The sequence below is a fragment of the Mycobacterium attenuatum genome (assembly GCF_900566085.1).
GTDB lineage: Bacteria > Actinomycetota > Actinomycetes > Mycobacteriales > Mycobacteriaceae > Mycobacterium > Mycobacterium attenuatum.
Map to the genome: position 1 here is coordinate 1 of NZ_UPHT01000188.1, position 4,858 is coordinate 4,858.

Here is a 4,858-nt window from a genome sequence, read left to right on the forward strand (position 1 = left end):
GTTGTTGTGGCCGGTGGTGGTGCGGGCTGATCAGTTGTTGTGGTCGGGGGTGGCGGCGTCGGTGGCTGGGTTGTTTAGTGAGGGTGCGCGGGCGGGTTTGCGGCAGGGGTTGGTGGGGCAGCTCTCGCGGTTGTGTGCGCCGGCGTTGTATGCGTTGTTTGATACTGCGCGGGCGGGGTCGTCGAGTTATGAGCAGTTTGTTGTGGATATGCGGGCGTGGGGTTTTCGGCGGTTGTTTGAGGCTAAGCCGGTGTTGTTGCGGTTGTTGGCCACGCTGACTCGGCAGTGGATGAATAGCACTGCGGAGTTGGTGGTGCGTTTGGGTGCGGATTTGGCGGTGATTGGTGCGCAGTTGGTGGGGGCGCCGCTGATTGCTCGGGTGGCGCAGGTGGTGGGTGGGCTTGGTGATGCGCACAATGGTGGCTGTTCGGTGCATGTCGTGGTGTTCGAGGATGGCACTCGTATTGTCTATAAGCCCAAGGACTTACGGGTTGATGTGGCTTGGTGTGAGTTGGTGGAGCGGCTCAATGGGGTGGCGCCGGTCAGGTTGCGGGCGGTGCGGGCGTTGGCGCGGCAGGGTTATGGGTGGACCGAGTTCATCGAGCATGCCCCGTGTTCTGATCAAGCCGATGTGCAGCGTTATTTCACCCGGGCTGGTGCGTGGCTGGCGTTGCTTTACTGTTTCGCCACCGGCGACATGCATCAGGAAAACATCATCGCCGCCGGCGCTCACCCGGTACCCATCGACATCGAAACCATCCTGCAGGCCACGATCGACCGGCCCGATGCCGATGACCCGGAAAGTGACGCGCATCGGGCTGCTGTGGAGACCATCGCCAACTCGGTGATGATGGTGCGCCTCATTCCCTCTTACCTGCGCTATCCCGACAACGAAGTCGGGGCGATCGGCGGGTTGCTGTCGGATTGGGCTGCGGCAGAAGGAATCTGCTGGACCGACGTCAACACCGATGCGATGCGCCCGGCCAGAGCGCGCGAAACCGACAGCACCACACCGAACCTGCCCCACATCGCCGGTCACTACGCGAAATTCGCTGACCACGTCGAGGCTTTCATCGACGGCTTCCGGGCATATGCCGAATTCCTGGCCAGATGGCGCGCCGACGCGACGACGGGCGGACTGCTCGACGGGTTCGCCGGCCTTCCAGTTCGAAAGCTGCTGCGGCCCACCAGGTTCTATGCCATGCTGCTGCAGCGGCTGAAAGATCCACGGACCATGGACGACGGCATCATCTGGTCTGCGCAGGCCGACTTCGTTGCCCGACTGTCCGATTGGGACAAGGACATCGACCCGCAGTCGCCGCTGGTGCGGGCGGAACGGTCGGCATTGCTGGCGTTGAACATTCCGTATTTTGTGATGCCCAGTGATACCACCGAGATCTGCGATGTCACAGGGATTTCGGTTCGTGCCGCCGGCGTTTCCGGTCTGGGTCACGCGACCGTCCTGGCCGACGGTCTGGACAGCTCGGGAATCGAGTGGCAGGTCACCATTATCCGGCAGAATATGGAGTCCTTCGCGCGGGGGAGCGCACCGGCGGAAGCCGTCGCTACCCAACCGGCGCCGGGTCCCGTCTCTCACCGTGCGCCGGCGATCGAGATGTTGCGCCGCGAGGCGGACCGGATCGCTGAGGACTTATCGCGCTACGCGCTTCGCCGTGGACCCGGCGCAGCATGGATCGCGCTGGACTGGCTGGGCGATACCGACCTCTTCCAGCTGATCTGCCTAGGTCCTGGCCTTTACAACGGCGTGTCGGGTATCGGGATCTTCCTGGCCGCGCACGCGACCGTGACGGGTTGTCCCGGCTCGGCGGAGCTGGCGGTGGCCGGGTTGGCGCACCTTCGCAAGGAACTCAACAGCGGCAACTCGGCCCGCTTCGCCCGCTCGTTGGGCGTGGGCGCCGGTGGCGGCCTGGGATCGGTTATCTACTCGTTTGCCGTGATGTCGACGTTCCTGCAACACGATGGGTTGCTCGCCGACGCGCAGGCCGCGGCGGCGTTACTCACCGACGATCTGATCGCGGCGGACAATCAACTCGACGTCATCGGCGGCAGCGCCGGCGCCGTCCTCGGGCTACTGCGTCTCTACCGCGACACCGGATCACCCGACCTGCTCGAGCGCGCGACCCGATGCGGCGAGCACCTGTTGCGTCAACCGCGTATCGGCGTCGCGGGGCGCCGCAGCTGGAGCGGACAGGGTGCGGGGTCACTCGACCGCAACGGCATATCGCACGGCGCAGCCGGCTACGCGTATGCACTGGCCTCCTTGGCGCAGGCAACCGGTATCGGCGAGTTCGCCGAGGCCGCCGCGGAATGCCTTGCGTTCGAAAACGCCAACTTCGATCCGCGACGGGGGGCCTGGGCTGATCTGGACAGCAACGGAGAAAAGGTGTGGCCGTGTAAGTGGTGTCACGGATCTCCGGGCATCGGTTTGGCCCGCATCGCCATGGCCGGACTGCTCAACAGCGATACCGCGTTGCTGCACCACGACATAACCAACGCGCTGACAGCGGTGGAAGACGGCTGGGCCGGCATACGTCGGGACACGCTGTGCTGCGGCACGCTGGGCAGTGTCGAATTCCTCAGCGAAGCCGGAACGCTTTTGGGCCGAGACGATTTGCGTGATCTGGCAGCGCGGCGTGTGGCGGGCGTGATCTCGGCCGCGGCCACGCGCGGCGACTACCGATGGAGCGGCGGCACCAGGCGATTCAACCCCGGAATGTTCCAGGGTCTGGCCGGAGTCGGCTACACGATCCTGCGCCGGATCGATGACTCGCTGCCCAACGTCCTGGTTTGGGAGTGATCGATCACGGCGCTTCGACCGGCGCTGACTGTGTGTGCTGTTTGGGTTTTATTCTTTGCAGGGGTTGCACAGGGTGGTGACGGACCAGGTGCATTAGGTGGTGTCTTCGATGCCGTTGCTGATGCCGGCGGCTGTTTCGATGGCTTCGTCGGAGAAGTTGAAGGCGAAGATGTCGCCGTCGAGTTGGGGGAATTCGATGGTGGTGGTGTGGTTCATGGGGGTTGTCCTTTCCGGTTGGGTTTGTCGATTTTGCTGTCTGTCGTGGGGTTGTAGGGACTTTGGTCTTTAAAGTCGGGGCTAATGCCCGTTGAGGTGTCTTGGTAGGTGTCGTTGTCAATTATGTTGGTGGGATTGGATTCACGTCGGGTTGCGGCGACACGGAGTTGCGATCTCATCCCGAATCCCTACTTGCTGAACCGTTATTGCGACGCTACGCGGTTTTCCGCGATCGGAACCGCTCGAGCAGATCCCGTCACTGCGAGGCTTGCAATGCTGCTACACAATCGGTTTCGCCACTGTACGGTGATCAGGAAACGGTCTGCCACCGTCAGTCGAGGGCCACCAGCATCAACGGCTCGATCGACGACTACACCTCGCCAGTCAACACGTGCACCGGCAACATGCCCCGAAAATGTCAGCCACACCATCAAACAGTTACGAGCATCACTCCATAGATCAGCGTGCCGAGTTGGAACGCCGTCGTAAGGAAAGGTCTGAATTGCGTTTGTAACGTCAGGTTTTGAAGCGGCCATGGCCTTCTCATCGTCGAACAGGACCGTACACGTCTGCCGGGTGATCGAGGCGGAGAAGGCCGCCGACACGGCAGCGGCGCGTCGAGTTGGACGCTAAGGTCGCCGGGTCCCAGGCAATCGACGAATACCTGCGCACCGATCTGGCCCAGGCGGTGCTGGAGATTACCATGGCCCCGCCAAAGGCGTCGGACGTAAGACTCGACTTTCCTTGTTGGGGAGCCTGCAATGTTTGCGCCGCATTGTGGTGCTGGAAAGCGTGAAATCCGATGGGAGTCCGCTTCCGTCGCCTCGATCAGATGGGCGGTGAGAGGCCCAGGCCAAGACCGTGATGTGCGGGCTGGGCGATGCCACCTCGGGTAAAGCTGGGTACCGACAGATCGCAGTGCCCCGTAGTGATCGGGATCTCGCCGCTGGTCCCAAATCTGTTCCTGCACTGTGTAATCGATGTATGGATGGCTCGGGAGTTAACCGATCATCGAGGGTACGTCGACACGTGGTTGTGCACTGTGTCCGCGAGCGGCAGGCGCACGAGGTGCCGGCCGCGGTTGACGCACCATGGAGTGGGTCGCGTCGCAGTTACATTGCTGATCAGATTTGGATCGCTTACTGCCAAGACGGGCGACGGCTCGGCTCGCATGGGCACGCGTCGTTTACGTCCCCCCGGGCATCAGTTCCGCAGCGAGCAGCGCCGAACAAGCACGGGCAGCGCTTCACCGCGTTCTTGCCTGCAATCAGCAAGCAGCCCTGAAGAAGATTAGTGCGGCGGTGCGGTCGTGGCGACTGCACCATCGCATTGGCCGCACCTTCACCGACCTTGCACGAGAGATCAATCCGATCGTGAGTGGCTAGCTGCAGTGCTAAAGAGGGTTCTACAGTTCCATTCGGTATCAACGCCTCTCGTTCCCAACGCCCAATTTGTGCGCTGAATCCGTTGATGACACAAACGATTGCGCGCCGAGAGGAAGGCCTTTGACTGCTGGCGGGAGATCACCGTGAGGTATCAGCCTGCTAGGAAATGGGAATCGGTTCCCGTCGCGCCGGATCTCGGCAGCCCCGGGGGCCCGATGCCCCGAGCCGCCCGACCAAACGGGGTGAAGCCCAACGCGTGCCTCGAGGCTGCTTGAGCTCGGAGTGCCGTGACGAGTGGCATGCACGGTTCTTAGCCTCGATCCACGGATGGACGTTGTGGCGTGAATTGTTGATTTTTGATCTTGATTTGTGGCGTGGTAGGGATGCGACGACCGCTGGTCTGCCCAGCTTTTCCTGTTGGCTTCCGGTCGTCGGGTCG

General features: G+C 62.4%; 2 protein-coding genes. One reads left to right on the forward strand and one right to left on the reverse strand.

The features are described from left to right. Positions 1-2,818, forward strand: a 2,818-nt coding sequence (gene lanM, locus EET13_RS29110; protein ID WP_168991354.1) for a type 2 lanthipeptide synthetase LanM, incomplete at its 5' end; no start/stop codon positions are given. A gap of 93 nt (positions 2,819-2,911) precedes the next feature. Here lanM and EET13_RS32500 read toward each other — a convergent pair. Beyond that, complete coding sequence (locus EET13_RS32500) at positions 2,912-3,034, reverse strand: hypothetical protein (protein ID WP_280177894.1); 123 nt, start codon at positions 3,032-3,034, stop codon at positions 2,912-2,914. Positions 3,035-4,858 lie beyond the last annotated feature (1,824 nt).